Source organism: Achromobacter insolitus, assembly GCF_002209555.1.
Taxonomy (GTDB): Bacteria; Pseudomonadota; Gammaproteobacteria; order Burkholderiales; family Burkholderiaceae_B; genus Achromobacter; species Achromobacter insolitus.
On record NZ_NJIF01000006.1, the window covers coordinates 235203 to 259544 of the forward strand.

Sequence of the window (24342 nt, forward strand, 5' to 3'; positions counted from 1 at the left end):
CAACTTCGCCCCACCCGATACAAGGCATTCGATCCATGGAAGACGCAATCCTCCTGTCCCGAGACGAACAACAGATCGTCACCCTCACGCTGAACAATCCGCTCAAGATGAACGCCATGAACCTGGAAATGTGGCAAGGCCTGGGCGACCTGATGCAGGAGCTGGATGCCGACGACGCTGTGCGCTGCATCGTGGTGCGCGGCGCGGGCGAACGCGCCTTCTCGGCAGGCGCCGACATCGAGGAGTTCCCCCGCACCCGGCTGAACAAGGCGCAGGCCATGGCCTACGGCAAGGTGACGCACCGGGCCATGCAGGCGGTCTCGGCCAGCCGGCATCCCACGCTGGCCGTCATCCAGGGCGCCTGCGTGGGCGGCGGACTGGAACTGGCCTCGGTCTGCGACATGCGCGTATGCGGCGAATCCAGCCGTTTCGGCGCCCCGATCAATCGCCTGGGCCTGGTGATGTCCTATGGTGAACTCGGCGGCCTCGTGACCCTGGCGGGCCCCGCCGTCGCGTTGGAAATCGTGCTGGAAGGCCGCGTGTTCGACGCTGCCGAAGCCCTGCAAAAAGGCCTCGTCAACCGCGTGGTGCCCGACGCCTCGGTATTGGAGGAAGGCTACGCCGCCGCCCGACGCATTGCCGCGGGCGCGCCGCTGGTGGCGCGCTGGCACAAGGATTTCGTGCGGCGCCTGGCCCAGCCCCACCCCCTGACGGACTCGGAACAGCAAGTGGCGTACGACTGCTTCGAAACCGAGGACTTCCAGATCGGCTACCGCGCCTTCCTGGCCAAGCAGCGCCCTGCCTTCGTCGGCCGCTGAGCCACTCCGCCCACTCTTCCCTTCTTTACCATAGCGATGACTCTTCCTCTTTCCCGAATCCGCGTACTCGACGTCAGCCAGATCATGGCGGGCCCCTATTGCTGCATGCTGCTGGGCGACATGGGCGCCGACGTCATCAAGGTGGAAACGCCCGGCGTGGGCGACCAGACGCGCCGTGCCATGGGCTTCAAGCTCAAGGGCGAGGACAGCGGCGGCTTCATCGCCCTGAACCGCAATAAGCGCAGCGTGGAGATCGACCTGAAGAATCCGCAGGGGCTCGAAGCGTTCTACGAACTGGTGCGCAGCGCGGACGTCCTGGTGGAGAACAACCGGCCCGGCGTTGCCGCTCGGCTAAAGATCGACTACCCCAGGCTGCAAGCCATCAATCCACGCCTGGTGTATGCCAGCATTTCCGGCTTCGGGCAGACGGGCCCCTGGGCGCTGCGCCCCGGCCTGGACTTGATCGCGCAAGCCAGCTGCGGCGCAATGAGCGTGATGGGCGAGCCCGGAGGCGAACCCATGAAGTCCAGCGTACCCTTCGCGGACCTGGGCGCGGCGCTGTTTGCCGCCTATGCCATCCTGAGCGCCGTGATCGGCCGCGGAGAAACCGGCCTGGGCCAGTACATCGACGCCTCGCTCTTCGAAACCGCGCTCGGACTGTCGATCTGGGAAACCGCGGAATTCTGGGGCACCGGCCGGGTACCCTCGCCCCTGGGCAGCGCCAATCGCATGAGCGCTCCGTACCAGGCGATCCGCGCCGCCGATCGCCACCTGGTGATCGGTGCCGCCAATCCCAAGCTGTGGGCGGCCCTGTGCGCAGTGATCGATCGGCCCGACCTGCTCGCCGACCCGCGCTTCCGCGACAACGTGGAACGTCTCAAGAACCGGAAGGCGCTGATCGCGTTGCTGGAACAGGAGTTCGCCCGCCGGCCCGCCGCCGAATGGGTGGACCTGCTGCTGGCGGCCGGTGTACCGGCCGCGCCCATACAAAACTACGAGGAAGCCCTGGACTGCGAGCAGGCCCGGGCCCGCGACATGGTCGTGGAGGGCGAGCATCCCGTCGAAGGCACGGTCAAGATGCTGGGCTTTCCCGTCAAGCTGCGAGGCACGCCGCAGCAGATCCGCCGCGTCGCGCCCTTGCTCGGCGCGCACACCGCAGAGGTCTTTTCCGAGCTGGGACTCTCGGCCGAGCGCATCGAGCAGCTGCAGGCAGCCGGCGCTTTTGGCACTCGGGACAAAGCCGCCGTAGCCGCATAAGCGGTACATTCCATCGACCCTCCGCGGCCTTACCCCGCCATGACTCCTGCAGACAACGACATTCCGGCATTCATCGACGCGCACCAGCACTTCTGGGACCTGGACCGAAATCCCTATCCCTGGCTGCAGGGCGAGACCGTCGAAGGTTTCCGCTATGGCAGCTACGAAGCGCTGCGGCGCAACTACCTGCCGGAAGACTTCGCGGCCGACACCCGGGGCTGCGCGCCGACCGCCACGGTCCATATCGAAGCGGAGTGGGATCGCCGCGGGCCGGTGGACGAAACCCGTTGGCTGACCGGGCTGGCGCAGCACCATCGGCGCCCGTCGGTCCTGGTTGCGCACGCCGATCTGGACGCGCCGGACGCCGGGCAGGTCTTGGCGGCCCAGGCTGCGTTCTCCATGGTCCGCGGCATCCGCCACAAGCCCGCCGTGTCGCCACGGGCGGCCGACGCGCGCCGCGGGCAGCCGGGATCGATGGACGATGCCCGCTGGCGCGAAGGCTATGCGCTGCTGCAACGCTTCGGCTTGTCGTTCGACCTCCAGGCGCCATGGTGGCATCTGGAACAGGCACTGGAATTGGCGCGCGATTTTCCGGCCACCCCGCTGATCCTCAACCACACCGGCCTGCCTTCGGATCGCAGCCCGCAAGGACTGGCGGGCTGGCGCAAAGCGCTGGAGACGCTGGCCCTCGCGCCCAACGCGGCGCTGAAGATATCGGGATTGGGCCAAGTCGACACGCCATGGTCGGCGCAAGCCAACATTCCATTGATCCGAACCGCTATCTCCATCTTCGGCGCGGAACGCTGCATGTTCGCCAGCAATTTCCCGGTCGACAGCCTTGTCACCAGCTACCCCGCCATCGTGGCGGCCTTCGCCGAGGCCATCGCGCCCCTGGCGGCCGCGGAACGGCATGCGCTGTGGGCCGGCAATGCGGCCCGCATCTATCGGATTGGCGCCCACGCGCAATGAGCGGCAGCCCGGCCCGCCGCTAGGCGGGCGTGTCGCGAGCCAGTTCTTCGCGCATCCAGTCGACAAAGGCCGCAATGCGTGGATCTTCCAGGCGATTGCGCGGGAACACCAGGTAGTAGGCGAATTCGATGGGCAGGCTGTGCTTCGGGAACAGCCGCACCAGTTTGCCGGATGCCAGGTCCTGGCTCACCCAGCTCTTCTTCACCAGCGCCACCCCCTGCCCATCGATCGCCGCATCGATCACCAAATGGCTGGGCCAGAACGAGGGTCCGCGGGTGGCATCCAGGTCATGCACGCCCATGTGCGCCAGCCAGGTACCCCAATTCGGATTGCTGACGTCGTCGTAGGTGCTGTCGTCGTGCAGCAGCACGTGGTAGCGAAGGTCGGCGAATTCATGGATGGGATGCGGCCCTTGCTGGAGAGCGGGGCTGCAAACGGCGAACACTTCCACGGGCAGCACCAGTTCCGAGTACAGTCCGGCGTACACGCCGCGTCCGTAGCGGATTTCCATATCTACGGCATCGCGGGAAAAATCCGCCATCAGCTTGGAAGTGGAGACCTTCAGGTCCAGGTCCGGATGTTGACGGCTGAAGCGGCTCAGCCGCGGGATCAGCCACTTGACGGCAAAAGTCGGTGGCAGATTGATCTTGAGCAGCGAGGTGCTCTTCTCGCGGTGCAGCTGATAGGTAGCGACCTCCAGTTGCCGGAACGCCTCCTGCACGCCGGGCAGGTAAGCCTTGCCCGCCGGGGTGAGCGTAAGGATCTTGGAGTCGCGGACGAACAAGGCGATGCCCAGGTTCTCTTCCAGCGACTTGACCTGATGGCTGACCGCCGAAGACGTCACAAACAATTCTTCGGCCGCTTTGGTGAAGCTCATGTGTCGCGCCGAGACCTCAAATGCGCGCAGCGGATTCAAAGGGGGGATTTTTCTAGCCATAGGAGAAGCGCGCATCCATCCGGAGTTGCAAAAAAAGTCGCTCATTGGGTGCCAATGAGCGACTTTACTTGGCCTCATGCGAGCCGCGGCGGACTGCGGCGCCGCCGTGTGACTCGTGACCGGATTCTACCCCCGCTTCAGGGCTGCTCCATCGCGCCATCGACCAGGCGCCACACGCCCTGCGGATTCGCCTGCTGCAAGGCAGCGGGAAGCAATTCGTCGGCGATGTCCTGGTAGCAGACCGGCCGCAGGAACCGGTCTATGGCGCTGCTGCCCACCGAGGAGTACATGGCATTGGAGGTAGCCGGGAACGGCCCGCCATGCACCATCGCGTGGCAAACCTCGACGCCGGTCGGAAAACCATTGGCCAGGATCCGGCCGCACTTGCGTTCCAGCACAGGCAGCAAGCGGCGCGCGGCGCTGTGATCACCCTCGTCCAGGTGCAGGGTCGCTGTAAGCTGGCCTTCGAGCAGGTCGGCCACCTGCAGCAGTTCGTCGAGGCTGCGCGCCTTCACCACCACGGACGCGGGGCCGAACATTTCGGCCTGCAGCTCGGGCGTGCGCAGCAGGCGCTGGGCATCCGTCACGTACAGCGCTGCCTGGGCGGCATTGGCCTGGCCGCCGGCCTGCGCGCCGCTGGCCACTCGCTCCACGCCTTCCAGAGCATCCACCTGCGCGCGGCCGCTCTCATAGGCGGCGTGGATGCCTGGCGTGAGCATGGTCTGCGCCGCCTTGGCGCTCAGCGCCTTGCCGGCCGCGGTCACGAAGCGCTGCAGATCGGGTCCGTCGATCGCCAGCACCAGGCCGGGATTGGTACAGAACTGGCCGGCGCCCATGGTCAGCGAGTCGGCAAAGCCCTGGGCCAATGCCTCGGTCCGCGCCGACAGCGCCCGCGGCAGCAGGAACACGGGGTTGATGCTGCTCATCTCGGCATAGACCGGAATCGGCTCGTGGCGGCTGTTGGCGATGCGCAGCAGCGCCAGGCCGCCCTGGCGCGAACCCGTGAAGCCGACCGCCTTGATGCCGGGGTGCGCGACGAGCGCCTCTCCAATGTCCCTGCCCGCGCCGATCAAGAGGGAGAAGACGCCCTCCGGCATGTCCAGCCGCTCGGCCGCCTTCTGTATGGCCCGGCCGACGAGTTCCGAGGTGCCCAGGTGCGCGCTGTGCGCCTTCACGATGACTGGCGCACCCGCCGCAAGCGCGGAAGCGGTATCGCCGCCGGCCACGGAGAAGGCCAGCGGGAAGTTGCTGGCGCCGAACACGGCCACCGGGCCCAGCGGGATCTTGGCCAGGCGCAGGTCGGCGCGTGGAGCCGGCTGGCGCTCGGGCTGGGCCGTGTCGATCGTGGCGCGCAGGAAATGCCCGTCGCGCACGACCTGCGCAAACAGTCGCAGTTGGCCAGCGGTGCGCGCGCGCTCGCCGGTCAGGCGGGCCACCGGCAGGCCGCTCTCGGCGTGGGCTCGCTCGATCAGCGCATCGCCCAGCGCCAGGATCTCTTCGGCAATGGCCTCTAGGAACGCGGCGCGGCGCTCCAACGGCAGATTGCGATACGAGTCGAAAGCGCGGGTCGCCAGATCCACGGCTCGCTCCACGTCCTCGCGCGAGCCCAGGCCGAATTCCGGCTCCGGGATCTCGGCATTGGCCGTGGGATTGAAAGCACGCTGGCTTCCAGCCTGTCCGCGGATGGCTGCTCGGCCGATCAGCATTTCTCCAGTGAGTTGCATGGGATAGGTTTCCTGTTGGATGGTTGGAATGGGAGTTTGTGGTGGATTCAGTCGTCCAGCGGCTGGCCGCTGCGGTCGCGCGCCATGGCCACGGCCCCGATGGAGACCACTGCGCAGACGGCGAGGAAGAGCACCACGGGCACATAGCTGCCGCTGAAGTAGGCGATCAGCGCTGTCGCGATCAGCGGCATGGGGCCGCCGACGAGCGCGGCGCCGATCTGGTAGCCGAGCGACATCCCGGTGTAACGGATCGAAGCCGGAAACGCCTCGGCCAACAGCGTCCCGATCATGGCCCCGTAGCTGGCCCAGATGATGCCCAGCCCCACGACGATGGCCAGCGCCGCCGCAGGGACGGACTTCTGGTCCAGCAGCCAGAAATACGGGAAGATCCAGGCAAGGAACGCCAGGCTGCCCAGAATGAAGACCTTCTTGCGGCCGATCCTGTCGGACAGGTAGCCGAAGAACAGCATGAAGGGGAACGCGATCAGCGCGCAGACCAGCACGATGTTCAGGATGGTGGAGCGTGCAAACCCGTGGTCCATCATGTAGGAGACGGTGAAGGTTGCGTAGAGGAAGAAGGTCGAGGTCTCGATGACCTTTGCGCCAATGGCGATCAGCACCTCGCGCCAGTGATGCTGCAGTGTCTCCTTGAGCGGAATGCGCGCACTGCTGCGGGTAGCCTGGATTTTCTTGAACGAAGGCGTCTCGCCCACGGCATTGCGGATCCACATGCCGATCAGCACGAGCACGATCGAGCCCACGAAGGGAATGCGCCATCCCCAGGACAGGAAGGCTTCCTCGCTCATGCTGGCGCTCAGCATGGACGTGATGATGTTGCCCAGCGCCAGGCCCAGCACCGCGCCCGTCTGCGGCACGGCGCCATAGAAGCCGCGCTTGGTGCGCGGCGAGTACTCCACCGCCAGCAATACGCCGCCGCCCCACTCGCCGCCCAGCGCCAGGCCCTGCAACAGACGCAATATGGTCAGTAGTATGGGCGCGGCCAGGCCGATCTGCGCGTAGTTGGGTAGGAGCCCCATAAGCACGGTGGACAGGCCCATGATGGACAACGTCATGGCCAAGGTCTTCTTGCGGCCGACGCGATCGCCGATATGCGAAAAGATCACGCCGCCCAGCGGCCGGATGAGGAACGCCAGCGCGAAGGTCGCCAGCGCCAGCATCTGGCTCACCAGCGCGTTGTCGCTGGGGAAGAACTGCTTGGCAAAAATGATGGACGACATCGTTCCATAGAGGAAGTAGTCATACCATTCGATGGTGCTGCCGACGGCGCTCCCGAAGAGTGCGCGGCGACGCTCGGCGTCCGGAACCATGGTCTCCTTGGAGCTCATGGAATCCATTGCGTTTAAAGAGGTGCTGCTCATGTCTCCACCTGCTTCTTTCTATGTTTGGCTATGGTTTCGTCATGCACGCCCATGAGCGGCCCGGCTGCGGCCGCCTGGGCATGCGTGGAATTCACATCGATTGCCGCAGCATCTCGACGTAGTCCGCGGCGGACGCTTCCCGCGGGTTGGTGCGGTGGCTGTGATCGGCCAGCGCGCCCTGCACGATGCGGTCGAACAGCGCTTCGTCCACGCCGAGCTGCCCCAGGCCCGTCGGCAACTGCAGTGCGCGGGACTTGGCAACCAGCGCATCCTCGATCGACACGGAAGCCGGCAGGCCCATGGCCTGCGACAGGCGCGCGATCTTGTCCTCGCGCACCACCGATTCGGCGCCGCGGTTGTAGCGGATCACCGCCGGCAGCAGGATCGCGTTGAGCGTGCCATGGTGCAGCTTGGGATTGATGCCGCCCAGCGAATGGCTGAGGCTGTGCACGCATCCCAGGCCCTTCTGGAACGCCAGCGCGCCCTGTAGCGAGGCGCTCATCATGTTGGTGCGCGCTTCGATATCGGCAGGCTCGTGAAAAGCCCGCTCGATGTGGCGCCAGGCTCGCCACAGGCCGTCCAGCGCGATGCCGTCCGCCGGCGGGTTGAAGGCCGGGGCCAGGAAGGTCTCGATGCAATGCGCGATTGCATCCATGCCGGTCGCCGCCGTCAGTCCGGCGGGCAGGCCCAGCGTAAGCGCCGGATCACAGATCGCCACCTTGGGAATCACATACGGAGAGAGGATGCCGACCTTGCGCCCGTCGTCGAGGATGATGATGGCGCCACGCCCGACTTCGCTGCCCGTGCCTGCGGTCGTCGGAATGGCGACTATGGGCAGCGTGGCGGCAGTGATGCGCTGCAGCCCGCCCTCGATCAGCGCGAACTGGCGCAACGGCCCTTCGTGGCGGGCAGCCACGGCCACCGCCTTGGCCAGGTCGATCGACGAGCCCCCGCCCACGGCGACGATGCCGTCGCAGCCACCGGTCTTCAGGGCTTCGACACCCGCGCGGACTGCCGATTCGGACGGGTTGGACGGCGTCTCGTTGAAAACTGTGCCCGGCTGGCCGAGCACGGACTGCACCTTCTCGACGATGCCGGCGGCTTGCACGCCCTTGTCCGTCACGATGCAGGGTTTCGCAATACCCAGCTTGTCGCAGACCTCTTTCAGTTCAGCCAGGGCGCCGGCGCCGAAACGCACTTCGGTCACGTAATTGATCAAAGCCATATTGCCTCTTCGTTAAAACAGTTTGCGAAGGGCAGTCTAGGGAGGCGGCCGATTTCGGTACACTGACAGCTTGCGATAGAGATATAACTTTTATTCATAGTGAATCCCGCGCCGAGTCTGAATTCCGTGATGTCGCGGCTGCACGCGAAGCAGTTGCGGCTGCTCATCGCCATCGAGGAAAGCGGCTCCCTGCTTGGCGCGGCGGACAAGGTCGGACTCACCCAGCCCGGTGCGAGCAAGGCCTTGCGCGAGCTGGAACAGACCTTCCAGGTCGAACTCTTCGCACGCACCAACCGAGGGTTAATACCTAATGAAGCCGGAAAGTGCGTGTTGCGGTTTGCGCGACTGATCCAGGCCGACATCAATAACCTGAGGTTTGAGCTGGAAGCGATTGCCAGCGGCGCGGGCGGCCGGCTGGCGATCGGGACCATCATGGGCGCGGTGCCCCTGCTGACCGACGTGATCTCCGACCTGCTCCAGCAGCAGCCTCGCACGACCGTGGAAGTGGTGGAGGACACCAGCGAAACCCTGCTGGACCTGGTGGACCGCGGCCGCCTGGACGCGGCCATCTGCCGCTCCTCGGTAAGCAGGACGCCGGACATTTACGAATCGATCTTTATCAAGGACGAATCGCTCTCCGTGATCGCCAACGTCGACCACCCCGCCATGGGATCGGAATCCGTCGAGTTGACCGACCTGCAGGACAGCCGCTGGGTGGTCTACCGCGCCCACATGCCCATGCGCCGGCTGCTGGAACGCGAGTTCCACGAAGCGCAGCTCAACTTCCCGCTACACCTGGTCGAGACCACCTCCACGCTCACCACCCTATCCCTGCTCAGCCGCAATACCGACCTGGTGGCCCTGGTGTCCGACGACGTGGCGAACTACTTCTGCCGCCACCACCTCGTCGGCGTGCTGCCTCTGCACCTCAAATCGCGCAGCGAACCTTATGAGCTGGTGCTGAGAAATGGCGCGCCACGCAGCCCCACGCTCAACCTGTTGCTGGAATCCCTGAACCGCGTGCTGACCGCCGGCTCGCTCCAGGGTTGACCCCAGGTTCCGCCTCGTTCAAGGGAATTCGACGGCAGCCGCCAATATGTAACAGCGCGCCTTCCCCCCTTGAACCCTAGAACATCATCCCTATAATTAGCACTCGACACCGGTGAGTGCTAACAACGTTCCCGGGCCTAACCGATCATTTCCTTCTCTTTTTTTGCAACAGGAGTTCCTCATGGCCTTGCGTCCCCTGGGCGATCGCGTGATCGTCAAACGCCTCGAAAACGAGCGCAAGACTGCATCGGGCATCGTTATCCCCGACAGCGCCGCCGAAAAGCCCGATCAGGGTGAAGTCGTGGCCGTCGGCCCCGGCAAGAAGACCGAAGACGGCAAGATCCTGCCGGTCGACCTGAAGGCTGGCGACAAGGTGCTGTTCGGCAAGTACGCCGGCCAGTCCGTGAAGGTTGACGGCGAAGAGCTGCTCGTCATCCGCGAGGACGAAATCCTCGCCGTGGTCCAGTAAACCCCGCCTCAAACGAATTTTCGAAGGAAGCTAAGAAATGGCTGCCAAGCAAGTATTGTTCGGTGATGACGCCCGCGTGCGCATCGTCCGTGGCGTGAATGTCCTCGCCAACGCTGTCAAGACCACCCTGGGCCCCAAGGGTCGCAACGTCGTGCTGGAGCGCTCGTTCGGCGCCCCGACCGTGACCAAGGACGGCGTGTCCGTCGCCAAGGAAATCGAACTGAAGGACAAGTTCGAGAACATCGGCGCCCAGCTGGTCAAGGACGTCGCCTCGAAGACCTCCGACAACGCCGGTGACGGCACCACCACCGCCACCGTGCTGGCCCAGGCCATCGTTCAGGAAGGCCTGAAGTACGTTGCCGCCGGTTTCAACCCGATCGACCTGAAGCGCGGCATCGACAAGGCTGTCGCCGCCGCCGTCGCTGAACTGAAGAAGCAATCCAAGCCGGTCACGACCAGCAAGGAAATCGCCCAGGTCGGCTCGATCTCCGCCAACAGCGACACCTCCATCGGCCAGATCATCGCTGACGCGATGGACAAGGTCGGCAAGGAAGGCGTCATCACCGTCGAAGACGGCAAGTCGCTGGAAAACGAGCTGGACGTCGTCGAAGGCATGCAATTCGACCGCGGCTACCTGTCGCCCTACTTCATCAACAACCCGGACAAGCAAGTTGCCGCGCTGGAAGATCCGTTTGTCCTGATTTTCGACAAGAAGATCAGCAACATCCGTGACCTGCTGCCCGTGCTGGAACAAGTTGCCAAGTCGAGCCGTCCTCTGCTGATCATCGCTGAAGACGTCGAAGGCGAAGCCCTGGCTACCCTGGTTGTGAACAACATCCGCGGCATCCTGAAGACGACCGCCGTCAAGGCTCCTGGCTTCGGCGACCGCCGCAAGGCCATGCTGGAAGACATCGCCATCCTGACGGGCGGCACGGTGATCTCCGAAGAAACCGGCATGTCGCTGGAAAAGGCCGGTCTGGCTGAACTGGGCCAAGCCAAGCGCATCGAAGTGGGCAAGGAAAACACGACCATCATCGACGGCGCTGGCGACAGCAAGTCGATCGAAGCTCGCGTCAAGCAAATCCGCGTCCAGATCGAAGAAGCCACCTCCGACTACGACCGTGAAAAGCTGCAAGAACGCGTGGCCAAGCTGGCCGGCGGCGTTGCCGTGATTCGCGTTGGCGCTGCCACCGAAGTCGAAATGAAGGAAAAGAAGGCTCGCGTCGAAGACGCCCTGCACGCCACGCGCGCTGCAGTGGAAGAAGGCGTTGTGGCTGGCGGCGGCGTTGCTCTGCTGCGCGCCAAGCAAGCCATCGCTGACCTGAAGGGCGACACGCCTGACCAGAACGCCGGCATCAAGCTGATCCTGCGTGCTGTGGAAGAGCCGCTGCGCACCATCGTCACCAACGCCGGCGAAGAAGCCAGCGTGGTCGTCAACACCGTGCTGAACGGCAAGGGCAACTACGGCTACAACGCCGCGACCGGCGAGTACACCGACCTGGTCGAGCAAGGCGTGCTGGATCCCACCAAGGTGACCCGCACCGCCCTGCAGAACGCCGCTTCCGTCGCCAGCCTGCTGCTGACCGCCGAAGCTGCCGTGGTCGAACTGGCCGAAGACAAGCCCGCTGCTCCGGCCATGCCCGGCGGCATGGGCGGCATGGGCGGCATGGACTTCTAAGTCCAGCCCTCCTTGCAAGGCCTCCCCGGCTCCGGCCGGGGAATGCAGTATCCCGAAAAACCCCCGGTCCTTCGCCCCGGGGGTTTTTCTTTTCCCGCGCAACGCGGCCTCACTAGCGAACACGTTTGCGCACAATCTGCGGGTTTCGCCGCGGCGCATGCGTCCCTACAATGAAGGCTCCCCCAGAAAGAGCCGAGCCCCATGCGTTTTCCGAAGACCCTGTTGCGTACGCTGCACCCGTCCGAAATCGGCGGGCTGCTGATGGACTCCGCCAAGCAGTGGTCGACCCATCGCGCGTCGAGCAAAGGCGCGGCGCTGGCGCTGTACATGGTGTTTTCGCTTGCGCCCATGCTGATCCTGGTGATCGCGGTGGCGGGCGCATTCTTCGGCGAGGACGCCGTGCGCTCGGAGTTGTTTTCGCAGCTGCGCGACCTGACCGGCGAACGCGGCGCTGAAGTCATCCAGACCGTGCTGGCCAGCGCCCATGAATCGGGCAAAGGCTGGATCGCGGCCCTGATCTCCATTTTTGTGCTGATCTTCAGCGCCACCACGGCCTTCGCGGAACTGAAGGCCAGCCTGGACGAACTATGGGAGGTCTCGGCCAACCAGAAAGGCGGGCTGCACGGCATGGTCCGCAGCCGCATGCTGTCGTTTGGACTGGTGCTGGTGCTGGCGCTGTTCCTGTTGATCTCGCTGACAGTGAACGCCGCTCTCGGCGCCGCGCGCACCTACTACGGCGATTTGTGGACGGCGTCGTCGTTCGCCTTGGTGGCGGAATGGATCTCCAGCCTGTTTTCGTTTTCCATCGTGGTGGCGCTCTTCGCGGTCATCTATAAGCTGCTGCCCAGCGCCAGGATTTCGTGGCCGGACGTGATACCCGGAGCCATCGTGACGGCGGCGCTGTTCCTGGTGGGCAAGTGGGGCATTGGCCTCTACCTCAGCCGCGGCGCGGCCGTGTCCGCTTACGGCGCGGCGGGATCGCTGATCGCGCTGCTGCTGTGGATCTACTATTCAGCGCAGATCTTCTTCTTTGGTGCGGTGTTCACGCGCCAGTTTGCGCTGCGGTTCGGCAGGAAAAACCCGCCCGGGACGGCCACGGTGGATTCAACCGCCGCGCCCGGCTCCTGAACGCCGCACCGTCACGTCGCGGCGCCGTCCTGTTGTTCCAGCCCTGCCATCAGGCGCAGGCATTTCAGGAACACGGGCCGCAGGTCCTCCGGTATGGGCGCCAGCACCTCCGCTTCCACGGCGGCATCCTGCGGCAGGATGCGCGCCAGCAACGCAACCCCCTCTTCCGTGATCTCCAGCGCGTAAGCCCGGCCGTCCTGCGCTGAGCGCTTGCGGCGCACATAGCCCTTCTTGGTCATGCGGGCAATCATCTCGGCGAAGGAATTGCGGTCCAGCGCGATCAGTTCGGCGATCCGGTTCTGCGTTGCGCCCGGATTCTGGTAGACGGTGATCAGCAGCGCCTTCTGGCGCGGCGTCAGGTCTTCATCGGGAAAGGCCTGCGCAAACAGGGCTTCGGCGCGGAAATGGGCGCGACGCAGCAGATGGGAGGCGACCTGGGTCAGGTCGAACGCCTGCAAGGCCTGGGGAGCGGCCTGCTCGGCACGGGCGGGTCTGGCGTTGGCGGTCATCGGGCTTCCAAGGGATACGCCTGGCGATTGTAGGCGCTGGCATGGACAAAATCGGCCATGGAGGGAGACCTTGCGCTTCTTTTGATCCGCCAATATAGTACGTATACGTATTTATTTTACATCCCCACCGAGTGCTGGACATGACGATCCGACAATTGCGCAACTACATCGACGGCCGCTTCGAAGACGGCGCGTCCACCTTCAACAAGCACAGCCCGGTGGATGGGCGGCTGATCGCACACGTCCACGAAGCGGGCCGCGACCAGGTGGACCGCGCCGTCGCGGCTGCGCACCGCGCTTTGCCGGCCTGGGCGGGATTGCCGGTGGCTGCGCGCACGGATTATCTGCTGGCGCTGGCCGATGGCATCGCTCGGCGCTTCGACGACTTCCTGCAGGCCGAGATCGGCGACACAGGCAAGCCGGTGGGCTGGGCGGGCAAGATCGATATCCCGCGCGGTGCGGCGAATTTCCGCGCCTTTGCCGAGCTGGCGCGCACGCTGGACATGGAAAGCTACATGACGGACACCCCGGACGGCAGGCAGGCGCTGAACTATGCCTACCGCAAGCCGCTGGGCGTGGTGGGCGTGATTTCCCCGTGGAATCTGCCGCTGCTGTTGCTGACCTGGAAGGTGGCGCCCGCGCTGGCCTTCGGCAATACGGTGCTCATGAAGCCATCCGAAGTCACGCCCTCCACGGCCACCCTGCTGGCTGAAGTGGCCCACGAAGCCGGCCTGCCAGCCGGCGTGCTGAACCTGGCGCATGGCTTCGGTCCGGCTTCGGCGGGGGAATTCATGACCACGCATCCTGACATCGACGGCATCACTTTCACGGGAGAGTCCGCGACGGGCGCCGCCATCATGCGGGCCGTAGCGCCCGGCGTGAAGCCGGTGTCCTTCGAGCTGGGCGGCAAGAACGCCGCGCTGGTGTTCGCCGACGCGGACTTCGACGCTGCCGTGGACGGCGTGACGCAATCCGTGTTCGCCAATTGCGGGCAAGTCTGCCTGTGCACCGAACGCGTCTACGTCGAACGTCCGATCTATGAACGCTTTGTCGCGGCGCTGGCGGCGCGGGCCGAAGCCTTGCGCATCGGCTGGCCCATGGACCCCGCCACCGAGATGGGGCCGCTGGTGTCGCGCGAACATCGCGAGAAAGTGCTGTCCTACTTTGCGCTGGCGCGCGAGGAAGGCGCAACGGTCGTGACCGGTGGCGGCGTGCCGGCGTTCGGCGACGCGCGCGATCACGGCGCCTATGTGCAACCCACGATCTGGACCGGTCTGGCGGAGGACGCCCGCTGCATCAAGGAGGAGGTCTTTGGCCCGGTCTGCCATGTGGCGCCTTTCGACACGGAAGACGAAGCCATCCGCCTGGCCAACGATACGCGCTATGGCCTGGCCGCCGCGGTATGGACCCAGAACCTCGCGCGCGGACACCGCGTGGCCCAGGCCATGAAGGTGGGGCTGGCCTGGGTCAATTGCTGGTTCCTGCGCGACCTGCGCACGCCGTTCGGCGGCAGCGGGCTGTCGGGGATCGGCCGCGAGGGCGGCCGCCATTCGCTGCATTTCTATACCGAACCCACCAACGTCTGCATTAAGCTCTGACCCACCCCACGCAAAGGAAGATGCGATGAATCCGTCCCAGCCCCAATCGGACCCAGCCGGCAGCACCGCCACCGTCGTCGCCGGCAAGGCCACGCCGCGCGGCAAGTATCCGCACATCAAGCGCGCCGGGGACTTTCTTTATGTCTCAGGCACCAGCTCGCGCCTGCCCGACAACCGCATCGCTGGCGCCGAGGTCGATGCGATGGGCACCGCCACGCTGGACATCCAGGTACAGACGCGCGCCGTCATCGAGAACATCCGCGATATTTTGGCCACGGCGGGCGCCACGCTGGCCGACGTGGTCGAGATCAGCACCTTCCTGGTCAACATGAACGATTTCGGCGGCTACAACAAGGTCTATGGCGAGTACTTCGACTCCGATGGCCCGGCCCGCACCACCGTCGCCGTGCACCAGCTGCCGCACCCGCAGCTGCTGATCGAGATCAAGGCGGTCGCCTACAAGCCGCAGGCGCGCTAGCGGCCCATGGCGGACTTCCGCATCACGCCCAACGCGCTCAGCCGCAAGCTGAAACTGCACCAGCTGCAGATCTTCGAGCGCGTGCTGGCCTGCCGGTCGCTGTCGCGCGCCGCGAGCGAACTGCACCTGACCCAGCCCACCGTCACCAAGGCCATCCACGAAATGGAGGCCTTCTTCGGCGCCACCCTGTTCGACCGCTCCAATCGCGGCGTCACCCCGACGGAACTGGCCATGGTGCTGGGCCGCCGCGTGCATGCCATGATGGCCGAGATCCGCTACATGGCCGACGACATCGACGCGGTGCTGGGCGGCGCCAGCGGCCACGTGGTGGTGGGCACCCTCATCGCCGCCTCTGCCAAACTGCTGCCCGAAGCCATCGCGCGCCTCATGACCGCGCACCCCGGCATCCAGGTCAGCGTGCGCGAGGGACCGACCGCGCAACTGTTGCCGGCGCTGGCGACAGGAGACCTGGACATCGTGGTCGGCCGCCTGCCGGGCGCCGACATGGCGTCCATCTCTGGCGTGGCGGTCGATCATCACAAACTCTACCGGGAAGAGCTATGCCTGGTGGCGCGCGCCGCCCATCCCCTGGCCGGCGCGCCGCCTGCGGCACTGGCCGACCTGGCCGACCACATCTGGATCCTGCCCGCCCCCAGTTCGCCGCTGCGCGCCTCGATAGAACGCAGCTTTCTCGACGCCGGCCTGCGCCTGCCGACCCGGCATGTCGAGTCGCTGTCGCTTTTGACCAATATCGGCGTACTCATGCATAGCGACGCGCTGGCGCTGTTGCCCTACGACGCGGCGGCGCCGTTCCTGTCCATGGGCATGCTGGCCCGCCTGCCCACCGATGCCTTCGGCGCCTTTGGCGACGTGGGCTACTCAGTCCGCGCGGACCGTCCGCTGACGCCGGCCTGTCAGCGCCTGGTGGATTATCTGAAGCAAAGCGCGGCGCAACGCGTCGAGACCGGGGGCTGGCACACGACCTAGGGTTATCCCGCCATAGACATCAGGCATGGCCGACCGCGTAATTTCTATTGTGCAGACCCGCCAGGTCCCGCCTAGACTTCACGCTATGGGGCGGCCTCGGTTCGCCCCCAGACTTCCGGAGATCCCGATGCCCGCCTATGGCCCGCCGTTGAATTTCCAGCGCTGGATTGACGATCACGCCCATCTGCTCAAGCCGCCGGTCGGCAATCAGCAGATCTGGCAGGACGCCGACTTCATCGTCACCGTGGTCGGTGGCCCGAACCACCGCACCGACTACCACGACGATCCGCTGGAGGAATTCTTCTACCAGTTGCGCGGCAATGCCTGGCTGTCGCTGTGGGTGGACGGCAAGGCGGAACGCGTGGACCTCAAGGAAGGCGACATTTTCCTGTTGCCGCCCCACGTGCGTCATTCGCCGCAAAGGCCCGAGGCCGACAGCGCCTGCCTGGTCATCGAACGCCAGCGCCCGCAAGGCCTGCTGGACGGTTTCGAATGGTACTGCCCGTCCTGCGGCAGCCTGGTGCACCGCGTGGAGGTGCAACTCAAGAGCATCGTGACCGACCTGCCGCCGCTGTTCCAGGCCTTTTATTCCAGCACCGAAAAGCGCACCTGTCCCGGCTGCGGCGAGATCCATCCGGGCAAGGGGCATGCGCCCTCCGCTCAGGCGGGGCCGGCCTAGATGCCTTTTCAGCCAGACCAGCCTTGCGGCAAGCCGCCGCACGCCCGACCGACTTCCTTTCTTTTGCACATGACCCAAAAAATCGACATGCACGCGCACTTTTTCCCGCCGATCACCCGGCAGGAAGCGGCGGCGCTGGACCCCGTCAACGCGCCCTGGCTGCGGTTGGACGGCGACGGTTCGACCGGCCAGATCATGGCGGGCGACCGCCCGTTCCGCCCGGTGGACGCCACCTTGTGGGACCCGGCCCTGCGCCTGCGGCAGATGGACCGCAACGGCGTGGACCTGCAGATCCTGTGCGCGACGCCCATCATGTTCGGCTATTCCTATCCCGCGCAGGCTGCCGCGGACTGGGCGGCCCGCATGAACGACCTGGCGCTGGAGCATTGCGCGCATGCGCCGGCGCGCCTGAAGGCGCTGGCGCAAGTCCCGTTGCAGGACCTGGAGCTGGCCTGCAAGGAAGCGTCGCGAGCCCGCGCCGCCGGCCACCTGGGCGTGCAGATCGGCAATCACGTCGGTCCCCGCGACCTGGACGACGAGACCCTGGTGCAGTTCCTGATCCACTGCGCCAACAATGACATTCCAGTGCTGGTGCACCCCTGGGACATGATGACCGACGGGCGCATGAAGAAGTGGATGCTGCCGTGGCTGGTGGCCATGCCCGCGGAAACGCAACTGGGTATCCTGTCGCTGATTCTCTCTGGCGCCTTCGAGCGCATACCGCGCAGCCTGAAGCTCTGCTTCGCGCATGGCGGCGGCAGCTTCGCCTTTCTGCTGGGGCGCGTGGACAATGCCTGGCGCCATCGCGACATCATCCGCCAGGACTGTCCGCAATTGCCCTCTTCCTACACCGACCGCTTCTACACCGATAGCGCGGTGTTCGATCCGCGCGCGCTGCGCCTGCTGATCGACGTAATGGGAGAAGACCGGGTGTTGCTGGGCTCGGACTACCCCTATCCGCTGGGCGAGCAGGAAGTGGGCAAACTGGTGGCGAACGCCGGCCTGCAGCCCGAGGTGCAGCAGAAGGTCTTGAGCCGCAACACGATGGAGTTCTTCGGCCTGGCCCCCTGATACTTCTTGCGTAGGCGGGACGGCTGCGCTCAGGCCTCGCCGTCCAACGGCACAAACGCCGGCAGCGGGAGCCCCAACCTGGCGCTCCACTCGGCCATTTCAACCTTCAACGCCGGCGGCACCGGAATCCCCCCGGCCTGGCGCTGCGCCTGCGAGGCCAGTTCGGGATCGCCCGGCACGCGGGGCGATCCGGGCTGCGCCGCCAGTTCGGCCGCCATGCCCGCCGCCACGGCAGCCAGTGCCGCGCCGCCCGCGAACCGGGCGGGATCCATGACGATGAAGAACGCCCCCAATTCGCGCGGACGATCCAGCTGCTCGTACATGGGACCGATGTGCGGTCCGTAAGGATTGCCGTTGAGCGGCCCGCACAAGAGCTCGATCATCATCGCCAGGCCGTAGCCCTTGTGGCCGTAGTCGCCGCCCAAGGGCGTCAAGGCGCGGACACGCTCCGCGTCGGTCACGCTACGCCCCTCGGCATCCAGTGCCACCCCCGCGGGCAGTTCCACGCCGTCGCGACGCGCATTCATGACCCGGTTCCACGGGATTGAAGTCGTCGCCATGTCCAGGCATAGCGGCTCGCCGCCCTGCCTGGGGAAGGCGAAGGAAATGGGATTCGTGCCGAAATACGGTTGCCAGCCGCCGAATGGCGCGGCAATGGAATCGGAATGCGTGAAGGCGATGCCGATCAGTCCTTCCTTGGCGGCCGCGCGCGTGTACAGGCCGATGGCCCCGCAATGCGAGGAATCGCTGACTCCCACGGCGCTCACGCCTGCTTCTCGCGCCAGCGCCATCGCGGCCGCATTGGCTCGGTGAGCCACCACGATGCCGTGGCCCCTGCCGCCATGCACCTGCGCGGTCGCCGGCCCGCTCTGCTCGATACGGATTTGCGGCCGCGCCAGGATGGAGCCATGGACGACCCGGTTCAGGTAATGCGGCAGCCGCGCGATGCCATGGGAGTCGATGCCCCACAGGCTGGTCTGCGCCAGGCTGGATGCCAGGCACTGCGCGTCGGCCGCGCTGAAATCCAGGGCCCGCAAGCAGGCTTCGGCCCATTGCCGCCACTGCGCCGCGTCCACGTTTTCGCGCCTGTCCATGCTGCGCTCCTTATCGATGCTGGCGGCATGCCGCCTGAGGTCATGCGGCCGACACAGGCAAGGGTGCGCCCGCCTGGGCCGTGTCCCGCTCCAGGGCTTCCAACGCGCCCAGCACACCCAGCGTCCGCAGCCGCTCCCACTGCACGGCCAGCACTTCGACGAAAGCAGGCTTGCCGCCCAGGTCCCCGAAAACGGGCCGGAACCCGGCCACCACCATGGCGCGCCGGTGCGCCGCCTGCGACGGGGCCGAGGCCGTGGCGGCCACTTCTGCGCGCGCCAGCAGCTTGGCCAGCGCCTCGGCTAGCGGATCCTGTATGGAATAGGTGTTGCCCTGCTCGTCATATCCGCGCAGATAGTGCAGCCACGCGGCCACGGCCAGGGTCAGCCGGGCGAAATCCTCTCCGCGTTGCTTGCGATCGCGAATGGCAGCGAGCAGGCGCTGCGGCACCTTCTGCGAACCATCCATCGCGACCTGCCGGGTGAGGTGAGGCAGCGCCGGATTGGACACGCGCGCCAGGAAGCGCTGGCGATACTCATCCAGCCCCGATCCCGGAACGCCGCGCAGCGTGGGCGCAAGCTCCAGCCGCATCATGTCGTCGACATAGCGGCGCAGCGCCGGCGTCGCGGCGGCCTCGCTATTGGTGCGCAGACCCAGCATCGCGCCCAGGTACGCGAATGCGGAATGCGGCGCGTTGACCATGCGCAGCTTCAGGCGCTCGTAAGGCGCGGCGTTGCGCACGAAGTTCGCGCCGGCCGCGTCCCAGGCTGGCCTGCCGGCCGCGAACTTGTCCTCGATGACCCAGTTTAGGAAGGGCTCGCCCACGACCGGCCAGGCGTCCTCGAATCCCAGGCGCGCTGCCACGCGCGCGCGGTCTTCATCCTGCGTGCCCGGCACGATGCGGTCCACCATGGAATTCGGAAAAGTGCAGTTGTTGTCGATCCATGCGGTCAGGCCCACATCGACCCGCAAGGCGAAGGCGAGCACCAGGCTGCGCAGCGTGTCGCCGTTGGCGTGCAGGTTGTCGCAGGACAGCAGCGTGACGGGGGGCAGGCTGCGTTCGCGCCGCAGCGCCAGGCCATACACCAGGATGCCGATGGTGCTGCGCGGCCTGACCGGATGCGCGAGGTCGTGAACGATGTCCGGATCATCCCAGCGCAGGTGGCCGGTAGCGGGTTCGTGGCTGTAGCCCTTTTCGGTGACCGTCAGGCTGACGATGCGCGTCTGGGCGGACGCGATGCGTTCCAGCACCGCCTGGGGGTCTTCCTCGGCCACCACGACCCGCAACACCGACCCGACCACCCGCAGTTGCTCGCGCTCGTTCCCTTCAGGGTCGGCGTCGCGCAGCGCCAGGGTGTACAGACCGTCCTGCGGCGTCAGCGCATCGCGCGTGGCGGGGCTGCGCAGCGAAACGCCCACGATGCCCCAACTCAGGTCCCCGCTTGCCGCCATGGCCAGGTCTGTCACGACCGCCTGGTGGGCGCGATGGAAAGCGCCAATACCCAGGTGCACGATGCCGGGCGTCACCCGGCTGCGGTCATAGGCGGGAGATTCCACATCTTCGGGCAGATGCGGGAGCGACTCCGAGTTCAAGCGTTCGAGCATGGATTACCAGTGCCATAGTGCGCCATCATGCGCCTGCCGGTTGACTGGCAGGTAGGCGCGTTGGTAGGGATATCTGGCGGCGAGCTTTTCGTCGATGTCGACGCCATGGCCCGGCGCGTCGCCAGGGTATAGCATGCCCTGACTGAAGCTGTAAGCATGGGGAAACACTGCGTCGGTTTCGTCAGTGTGCCGCATGTACTCCTGGATGCCGAAATTCGGCACCCACAGGTCGAAATGCAGGGCCGCGCCCATGCAGGCAGGCGACAGGTCGGTGGCGCCGTGGCAGCCGGTGCGCACCTGGTATAGCGAGGCCAGATCGGCGATGCGGCGCAGATGCGTAATGCCGCCCGCGTGCACCACCGTGGCGCGGATGTAGTCGATCAGCTGGTGTTCGATCAGATCCTTGCAGTCCCAGATGGTGTTGAAGACCTCGCCCACGGCCAGCGGCGTGACGGTGTGCTGGCGGATCAGGCGGAAGGCTTCCTGGTTTTCCGCCGGCGTGGCGTCCTCCATCCAGAACAGGCGGTACGGTTCCAGCGACTTGCCCAGCCGGCCGGCTTCGATGGGTGTCAGCCTGTGGTGCACGTCGTGCAGCAGATGGGTCTCCCAACCGACCGCATCACGCACCCGCTGGAACAGGCGCGGCGCATGGTCCAGGTATTTCTCCGTGGACCAGTCGTGCTCGGAAGGCAGCGAGGCATCGGCCGGTTCGTAGAACATGCGGCCACGGCCTACGCCGTACACCGAGTTCAGCCCAGGCACCCCGCTCTGGGCGCGGATGGCCAGGTAGCCCATTTCGCGATAGCGCAGCACCTCGTCCACGGTTTCATCGATGTCGCGGCCATTGGCGTGGCCGTAGACCATGACGCCCGAACGGCTCTTGCCGCCCAACAACTGGTACAGCGGCATGCCCGCCGCCTTGGCCTTGATGTCCCACAACGCCGTGTCCACGGCGGCGATCGCGGACATGGTGACCGGTCCGCGCCGCCAGTACGCGCCACGGTACAGGTATTGCCAGATGTCCTCGATCTGCTGCGGGTCGCGGCCGATCAGGCAGGGAATCACGTGTTCAGTCAGGTAGGCCGCCACGGCCAGCTCGCGCCCGTTGAGCGTGGCGTCGCCGATGCCGTACAGGCCTTCATCGGTCTCGATCTTCAAGGTGACGAAATTGCGGCCCGGGCTGCAGACGATGACGCGCGCTTGGATAATCTTCATGAGTGGTCCTGTGTAAGGCTGAAAATTCCTGGCGGAAGCCGGACGCCTACATCACCGCGCCCAACTGCCAAGGCACGAATTCGTTCTGGCCGTAGCCGTGTTCCTCGCTGCGCGTGCGCCGTCCCGAGGCCGTTTCCAGCATCAGGCGGAATATGCGCTCGCCCATCTCGGCCACGCTCTGCGCACCATCCACCACTTCACCGCAATTGATGTCGATATCGTCGGACTGCCGCTGCCACAAGGCCGTGTTGGTCGACAGCTTCAACGACGGCGCGGGCGCGCAACCATAGGCCGAGCCGCGGCCGGTGGTGAAGCAGATCAGGTTGGCGCCCCCGGCGACCTGGCCGGTGGCGGAAACCGGGTCGTAGCCTGGCGTATCCATGAATACCAGCCCACGCTCGCGGACTGTCTCGGCATACTCATACACATCCGCCAGGCGGGTCGTGCCGCTCTTGGCGATGGCGCCCAACGACTTCTCCAGAATGGTGGTCAGCCCGCCCGCCTTGTTGCCGGCCGACGGGTTGTTGTCCATTTCGGCATCGTTGCGGGCACAGTAGTCCTCCCACCAGCGCAGCCGCGCCAGCAGCTTGGCCGCGACCTCGGGCGTGGCGGCGCGCCGCGTGAGCAGATGCTCTCCGCCGTAGATCTCCGGCGTCTCCGACAGGATGGCGGTACCGCCGTGGCGCACCAGCAGGTCCACGGCGGCGCCCAGCGCGGGGTTGGCGCTGATGCCCGAATAACCATCAGACCCGCCGCATTGCAGGCCTACGGTCAGCCTGCTTGCAGGGACGGGCTGGCGGCGCGCGCGATCGGCCTGCGCCAGCATGGCCTGGACCAGTGCGATGCCGTGCTCCACCGTCTTGCGCGTGCCGCCGGTCTCCTGAATGTTGAAGGTGTGCAGCAATCCGTTTTCGCGCAGCCCTTCCTGCTCCATCAGGCCGCCGATCTGATTGGTTTCGCAGCCCAGGCCCAGCACCAGCAGACCCGCAAAGTTGGGGTGCCTGGCGTAGCCGCCGAGCGTGCGACGCAGCACGCGCAGCGGCTCGCCTTCGCTGCCGGTGGCGCAGCCCGCGCCATGGGTCAACGCCACCACGCCGTCCACGTTCGGATAGGCAGCCAGCGCGTCGGGGTGGATGTCGCGGCGGAAATGGTCGGCGATGGCGCGCGCAGCCGTGGCGGAACAGTTCACGCTGGTGAGAATGCCGATGTAGTTGCGGGTGGCCACGCGGCCGTCGGCCCGCAAGATGCCGTCGAATTGCGCCGGCGTTTCGACGTAATCGGTGGCGCGCGCATCGGCGCCCACGGCGTAGTCGCGCTCGAAGTCGGAGAACTCCAGGTTCTGCGTGTGCACGTGCGAACCCGGCGCGATGTCGCAGCGGGCCACGCCGATCACCTGGTTGTAGCGGCGTACAGGCTCCCCGGCGGCGATAGCGCGCGTGGCCACCTTGTGCCCAGGCGGCACCAGCCCGCGCACCGTGACGTTCTCGCCGGCCAGGCGTGTGCCGCCGGCCAGCTGGCGCCTGGCGATCACCACATTGTCCGCCGGGTGGATGCGTATGACCGCGGTATCGGTTTCAGACATGGATGGCTCCTGGCGCGCGCGCCGCTAACCGTCGATCAGCGAAGGATCCCAGGCGTGGACGCGCTGGCGCTGCTCGCCCAGCCCCTCGATGCCCAGCCGCATCTCGTCTCCCGCCTTCAGGTACACGGGCGTAGGCTTTTGCCCCATGCCCACGCCCGGCGGCGTGCCGGTGCTGATCAGATCTCCCGGGTACAGGGTCATGAAGCGGCTTACGTACGACACCAGCTGCGCCACGCCGAACACCATGGTGCGGGTACTGCCATTCTGATAACGCTTGCCGTTGACATCGAGCCACATGCCCAGCGCCTGTGGATCGGCGATCTCGTCGGCGGTGGCCAGCCAAGGGCCAACCGGGCCGAAGGTGTCGCAGCCCTTGCCCTTGTCCCACGTGCCGCCGCGCTCGATCTGGTATTCGCGCTCGGACACGTCGTTCACCACGCAGTAACCGGCCACGTGGCGCATGGCATCGGCTTCGCTGACGTAACGGGCCCGCTCGCCAATAACCACGCCCAGTTCGACCTCCCAGTCGGTCTTGACGGAGCCCTGCGGCAACACCACCGGATCGTTGCAGCCCACCACAGCCGAGGTAGGTTTCATGAAAATCACCGGTTCGGCCGGCACCTGCAAGCCGGACTCGGCCGCATGATCGGCGTAGTTCAGGCCGATGCAGATGAACTTGCCCATGCCGCTCCATGGCGGGGCCAGGCGGCCCGGCCGATCCACCAATGGCAGGCTGGCCGGGTCCAGCTCGCGCAGCGGCGCCAGCCCGGCAGGCGTGAGCATGGCGGCGGCAATGTCCGGCACGATCGCCGACAAGTCCCGCACCTGCCCGCTGGCGTCCAGCATCCCCGGTTTCTCCGCGCCTTTCGCGCCATAGCGCAACAATTTCATC

22 protein-coding genes are annotated in these 24342 nt (G+C 66.0%); 12 read left to right on the forward strand and 10 right to left on the reverse strand.

The annotated features are described in order from the left end of the window. Positions 1-35 precede the first annotated feature (35 nt). From CEY08_RS20285 to CEY08_RS20295, 3 genes are read left to right on the forward strand one after another with little or no spacing between them, the layout of a single operon-like run. Entirely contained in the window at positions 36-818 is a 783-nt protein-coding gene (locus CEY08_RS20285) for an enoyl-CoA hydratase-related protein (RefSeq protein WP_042795088.1), read from the forward strand. A gap of 36 nt (positions 819-854) precedes the next feature. Next, positions 855-2075 (forward strand): CaiB/BaiF CoA transferase family protein, encoded by a 1221-nt coding sequence (locus tag CEY08_RS20290; RefSeq protein ID WP_076815446.1) that lies wholly within the window; start codon positions 855-857, stop codon positions 2073-2075. A gap of 39 nt (positions 2076-2114) precedes the next feature. Continuing rightward, a complete protein-coding gene (locus tag CEY08_RS20295; RefSeq protein WP_076815448.1) occupies positions 2115-3044 on the forward strand; it encodes an amidohydrolase family protein in 930 nt (309 codons plus the stop codon). A 19-nt stretch (positions 3045-3063) separates the two neighbouring features. On the opposite strand, the gene CEY08_RS20300 is transcribed toward CEY08_RS20295, so the two are convergent. The 4 genes from CEY08_RS20300 to CEY08_RS20315 form a co-directional block, all read right to left on the reverse strand. Beyond that, positions 3064-4026 (reverse strand): transcriptional regulator GcvA, encoded by a 963-nt coding sequence (locus tag CEY08_RS20300; RefSeq protein ID WP_084738605.1) that lies wholly within the window; start codon positions 4024-4026, stop codon positions 3064-3066. 92 nt (positions 4027-4118) lie between these two features. Continuing rightward, positions 4119-5705, reverse strand: a complete 1587-nt coding sequence (locus CEY08_RS20305) for an aldehyde dehydrogenase (NADP(+)) (RefSeq protein ID WP_076815452.1) — start codon at positions 5703-5705, stop codon at positions 4119-4121. Between the two features lie 47 nt (positions 5706-5752). Next, positions 5753-7084: an MFS transporter gene (locus CEY08_RS20310; RefSeq protein ID WP_076815454.1), complete on the reverse strand. Its 1332-nt coding sequence runs from the start codon at positions 7082-7084 to the stop codon at positions 5753-5755. 91 nt (positions 7085-7175) lie between these two features. Continuing rightward, positions 7176-8309, reverse strand: coding sequence for an iron-containing alcohol dehydrogenase (locus CEY08_RS20315; RefSeq protein WP_076815456.1), 1134 nt, complete (start codon positions 8307-8309; stop codon positions 7176-7178). A gap of 129 nt (positions 8310-8438) precedes the next feature. On the opposite strand from CEY08_RS20315, the gene CEY08_RS20320 reads away from it, so the two are divergent. The 4 genes from CEY08_RS20320 to CEY08_RS20335 all read left to right on the forward strand — a co-directional run bounded on the left by CEY08_RS20320 (position 8439) and on the right by CEY08_RS20335 (position 12634). After that, entirely contained in the window at positions 8439-9359 is a 921-nt protein-coding gene (locus CEY08_RS20320; RefSeq protein WP_076815458.1) for a LysR family transcriptional regulator, read from the forward strand. A gap of 181 nt (positions 9360-9540) precedes the next feature. Next, positions 9541-9828 carry a co-chaperone GroES gene (gene groES / locus CEY08_RS20325; RefSeq protein WP_006221616.1) on the forward strand — a complete coding sequence of 96 codons (288 nt, stop codon included), beginning with the start codon at positions 9541-9543 and terminating at the stop codon, positions 9826-9828. Positions 9829-9865: 37 nt separating this feature from the next. Next, complete coding sequence (groL, locus tag CEY08_RS20330; protein ID WP_042795093.1) at positions 9866-11506, forward strand: chaperonin GroEL; 1641 nt, start codon at positions 9866-9868, stop codon at positions 11504-11506. A 201-nt stretch (positions 11507-11707) separates the two neighbouring features. Beyond that, positions 11708-12634 carry a YihY/virulence factor BrkB family protein gene (locus CEY08_RS20335; RefSeq protein WP_042795094.1) on the forward strand — a complete coding sequence of 309 codons (927 nt, stop codon included), beginning with the start codon at positions 11708-11710 and terminating at the stop codon, positions 12632-12634. An 11-nt stretch (positions 12635-12645) separates the two neighbouring features. Here the strand turns inward: CEY08_RS20335 and CEY08_RS20340 are convergent, their stop codons facing one another. After that, on the reverse strand, positions 12646-13143 hold the full coding sequence (locus CEY08_RS20340; protein WP_063642803.1) for a MarR family winged helix-turn-helix transcriptional regulator: 498 nt from the start codon (positions 13141-13143) through the stop codon (positions 12646-12648). Positions 13144-13283: 140 nt separating this feature from the next. On the opposite strand from CEY08_RS20340, the gene CEY08_RS20345 reads away from it, so the two are divergent. The 5 genes from CEY08_RS20345 to CEY08_RS20365 all read left to right on the forward strand — a co-directional run bounded on the left by CEY08_RS20345 (position 13284) and on the right by CEY08_RS20365 (position 17956). Next, complete coding sequence (locus tag CEY08_RS20345) at positions 13284-14741, forward strand: 2-hydroxymuconic semialdehyde dehydrogenase (RefSeq protein WP_076815460.1); 1458 nt, start codon at positions 13284-13286, stop codon at positions 14739-14741. A 25-nt stretch (positions 14742-14766) separates the two neighbouring features. Then, positions 14767-15219 carry a RidA family protein gene (locus CEY08_RS20350; protein WP_042795096.1) on the forward strand — a complete coding sequence of 151 codons (453 nt, stop codon included), beginning with the start codon at positions 14767-14769 and terminating at the stop codon, positions 15217-15219. A 6-nt stretch (positions 15220-15225) separates the two neighbouring features. Then, complete coding sequence (locus CEY08_RS20355) at positions 15226-16206, forward strand: LysR substrate-binding domain-containing protein (protein ID WP_076815463.1); 981 nt, start codon at positions 15226-15228, stop codon at positions 16204-16206. A 127-nt stretch (positions 16207-16333) separates the two neighbouring features. Further along, positions 16334-16885, forward strand: coding sequence for a 3-hydroxyanthranilate 3,4-dioxygenase (locus CEY08_RS20360; protein ID WP_076815465.1), 552 nt, complete (start codon positions 16334-16336; stop codon positions 16883-16885). A 69-nt stretch (positions 16886-16954) separates the two neighbouring features. Further along, positions 16955-17956: an amidohydrolase family protein gene (locus CEY08_RS20365; RefSeq protein WP_042795099.1), complete on the forward strand. Its 1002-nt coding sequence runs from the start codon at positions 16955-16957 to the stop codon at positions 17954-17956. Between the two features lie 29 nt (positions 17957-17985). Here the strand turns inward: CEY08_RS20365 and CEY08_RS20370 are convergent, their stop codons facing one another. Genes CEY08_RS20370 through CEY08_RS20390 form a run of 5 tightly spaced genes read right to left on the reverse strand, consistent with a single transcriptional unit; the run spans position 17986 to position 24341 of the window. Then, positions 17986-19050: an Ldh family oxidoreductase gene (locus CEY08_RS20370; RefSeq protein ID WP_088607775.1), complete on the reverse strand. Its 1065-nt coding sequence runs from the start codon at positions 19048-19050 to the stop codon at positions 17986-17988. 40 nt (positions 19051-19090) lie between these two features. After that, positions 19091-20653, reverse strand: a complete 1563-nt coding sequence (locus CEY08_RS20375) for a mannitol dehydrogenase family protein (RefSeq protein WP_076815467.1) — start codon at positions 20651-20653, stop codon at positions 19091-19093. A gap of 3 nt (positions 20654-20656) precedes the next feature. Then, positions 20657-21868 (reverse strand): D-mannonate dehydratase ManD, encoded by a 1212-nt coding sequence (manD, locus tag CEY08_RS20380; RefSeq protein ID WP_042795102.1) that lies wholly within the window; start codon positions 21866-21868, stop codon positions 20657-20659. Positions 21869-21914: 46 nt separating this feature from the next. After that, positions 21915-23450: a UxaA family hydrolase gene (locus CEY08_RS20385; protein ID WP_042795103.1), complete on the reverse strand. Its 1536-nt coding sequence runs from the start codon at positions 23448-23450 to the stop codon at positions 21915-21917. A 24-nt stretch (positions 23451-23474) separates the two neighbouring features. Beyond that, on the reverse strand, positions 23475-24341 hold the full coding sequence (locus tag CEY08_RS20390; protein WP_042795105.1) for a fumarylacetoacetate hydrolase family protein: 867 nt from the start codon (positions 24339-24341) through the stop codon (positions 23475-23477). Between the last annotated feature and the right edge of the window lies 1 nt (position 24342).

Bases quoted from the DNA above. Each gene is read 5' to 3' on its own strand.
- CEY08_RS20350 (WP_042795096.1), top strand. From the start codon at position 14,767: ATGAATCCGTCCCAGCCCCAATCGGACCCAGCCGGCAGCACCGCCACC.
- CEY08_RS20360 (WP_076815465.1), top strand. From the start codon at position 16,334: ATGCCCGCCTATGGCCCGCCGTTGAATTTCCAGCGCTGGATTGACGAT.
- groL (WP_042795093.1), top strand. From the start codon at position 9,866: ATGGCTGCCAAGCAAGTATTGTTCGGTGATGACGCCCGCGTGCGCATC.
- CEY08_RS20340 (WP_063642803.1), bottom strand. From the start codon at position 13,143: ATGACCGCCAACGCCAGACCCGCCCGTGCCGAGCAGGCCGCTCCCCAG.
- CEY08_RS20370 (WP_088607775.1), bottom strand. From the start codon at position 19,050: ATGGACAGGCGCGAAAACGTGGACGCGGCGCAGTGGCGGCAATGGGCC.
- CEY08_RS20345 (WP_076815460.1), top strand. From the start codon at position 13,284: ATGACGATCCGACAATTGCGCAACTACATCGACGGCCGCTTCGAAGAC.
- groES (WP_006221616.1), top strand. From the start codon at position 9,541: ATGGCCTTGCGTCCCCTGGGCGATCGCGTGATCGTCAAACGCCTCGAA.
- CEY08_RS20310 (WP_076815454.1), bottom strand. From the start codon at position 7,084: ATGAGCAGCACCTCTTTAAACGCAATGGATTCCATGAGCTCCAAGGAG.
- CEY08_RS20290 (WP_076815446.1), top strand. From the start codon at position 855: ATGACTCTTCCTCTTTCCCGAATCCGCGTACTCGACGTCAGCCAGATC.
- CEY08_RS20315 (WP_076815456.1), bottom strand. From the start codon at position 8,309: ATGGCTTTGATCAATTACGTGACCGAAGTGCGTTTCGGCGCCGGCGCC.
- manD (WP_042795102.1), bottom strand. From the start codon at position 21,868: ATGAAGATTATCCAAGCGCGCGTCATCGTCTGCAGCCCGGGCCGCAAT.
- CEY08_RS20375 (WP_076815467.1), bottom strand. From the start codon at position 20,653: ATGCTCGAACGCTTGAACTCGGAGTCGCTCCCGCATCTGCCCGAAGAT.
- CEY08_RS20385 (WP_042795103.1), bottom strand. From the start codon at position 23,450: ATGTCTGAAACCGATACCGCGGTCATACGCATCCACCCGGCGGACAAT.
- CEY08_RS20285 (WP_042795088.1), top strand. From the start codon at position 36: ATGGAAGACGCAATCCTCCTGTCCCGAGACGAACAACAGATCGTCACC.
- CEY08_RS20300 (WP_084738605.1), bottom strand. From the start codon at position 4,026: ATGAGCGACTTTTTTTGCAACTCCGGATGGATGCGCGCTTCTCCTATG.
- CEY08_RS20305 (WP_076815452.1), bottom strand. From the start codon at position 5,705: ATGCAACTCACTGGAGAAATGCTGATCGGCCGAGCAGCCATCCGCGGA.
- CEY08_RS20390 (WP_042795105.1), bottom strand. From the start codon at position 24,341: ATGAAATTGTTGCGCTATGGCGCGAAAGGCGCGGAGAAACCGGGGATG.
- CEY08_RS20295 (WP_076815448.1), top strand. From the start codon at position 2,115: ATGACTCCTGCAGACAACGACATTCCGGCATTCATCGACGCGCACCAG.
- CEY08_RS20320 (WP_076815458.1), top strand. From the start codon at position 8,439: ATGTCGCGGCTGCACGCGAAGCAGTTGCGGCTGCTCATCGCCATCGAG.
- CEY08_RS20335 (WP_042795094.1), top strand. From the start codon at position 11,708: ATGCGTTTTCCGAAGACCCTGTTGCGTACGCTGCACCCGTCCGAAATC.
- CEY08_RS20355 (WP_076815463.1), top strand. From the start codon at position 15,226: ATGGCGGACTTCCGCATCACGCCCAACGCGCTCAGCCGCAAGCTGAAA.
- CEY08_RS20365 (WP_042795099.1), top strand. From the start codon at position 16,955: ATGACCCAAAAAATCGACATGCACGCGCACTTTTTCCCGCCGATCACC.